1 protein-coding gene is annotated in these 1172 nt (G+C 28.8%); it reads left to right on the top strand.

Annotated elements, in window-relative coordinates; all coding sequences use genetic code 11:
* Positions 1-126 precede the first annotated feature (126 nt).
* Complete coding sequence (locus IAI56_RS15685) at positions 127-1104, top strand: hypothetical protein (protein WP_094411411.1); 978 nt, start codon at positions 127-129, stop codon at positions 1102-1104.
* Positions 1105-1172: the final 68 nt, after the last annotated feature.

Below are 1172 nucleotides of genomic sequence, written 5' to 3'. Positions count from 1 at the left end.
TGCAAAAGCGGGGGGTTTCGTGCTTCTATGACAGTGAAGTGCTAAATTCAAGCTTTGTGCTTTTAATGAAGTTTAGTGCTGAAAATCCCCGCCTTCGCAAAGCGGCAAAACGTTAGCTGATATATTATGACTGCAGTAGAGAAACTCGAATTTATAGTAAATACAATAAATTCAACTGAAGAAATTTCAAATTATGAATTTAATTTTAACGATGACGTTAGAAAAGCATTTTTATTGGTTTACAATCAAGATGAATTGAAAAGAAATTTAGAACGTGAACACCCAAATTACTACAACAAATTTTACAATCTTGATGGCATTGTTTTAACTTTTATTGAAAAGAATAATCTAGAACTCGAACTTGCAAACGATTATCTTAACAAAATTGAAAATAATTCTACTCGAAATTGGAATAAGATTAATCTAGTTAAGTTAGCAATTGAGCAAAATAAAATTGATATAGCCGAACAAATCACTTCTGAATTACCTAATGGAGACAGCGGTTCAAGTCAATATGTTGCACATAGACATTTTTTAAACTATTATGCATCTGTTGGAAATGTTGAAGAATTTAAAAAGAAAACAAAACTTTCAAAACTTGGTAGGTTTCCAAGATATGGAATAGAAAGTTACAAAAGTAATTTATTAGCAGGTTACGCAAGAAAATACGGCATACATAAAGCATTTGAATTAACAAATGAAAAATACTTTGAAAATACGACTATATTAAGTATGATTCGTGAAGTTGCACATACAATAAACTTTTCAGAACTAGATAATTTATTTGAAAAATATCCGATTATAGAAACACAAATTCAAGACGCAAAAGCGTGGATATATGTAGCTCATTTTAACAACCAAGGAAAAATTAACATACCACAAAACGAATTTGAAATAACCTTAAATGAAATTCTTAAAGTTGATAAAGATGATAAATGTGGAGATATTAGATGTAAAGATTCTCTGTTGATGGATATGTTTTACGTAACATTAAATAGAAACCAAGCATTAGAACTGAAAAAACATTTAGTATCGCCTAGAATAAAGTCGGAATTTAATTCATACATAAAACAACAAACGGACGAAAATAAATACATCAGCTAACAACAGTAACTGTTGCACAACCTCAATAAAAAACTAAAATTTTAAAATATTTATAAAAAGTAACCTCT

The organism is Flavobacterium macrobrachii, assembly GCF_014486675.1.
GTDB classification, from domain to species: domain Bacteria; phylum Bacteroidota; class Bacteroidia; order Flavobacteriales; family Flavobacteriaceae; genus Flavobacterium; species Flavobacterium macrobrachii.
The sequence above is the reverse complement of the archived record's forward strand: the minus strand, read 5'-3'. Positions and strand labels throughout refer to the sequence as shown.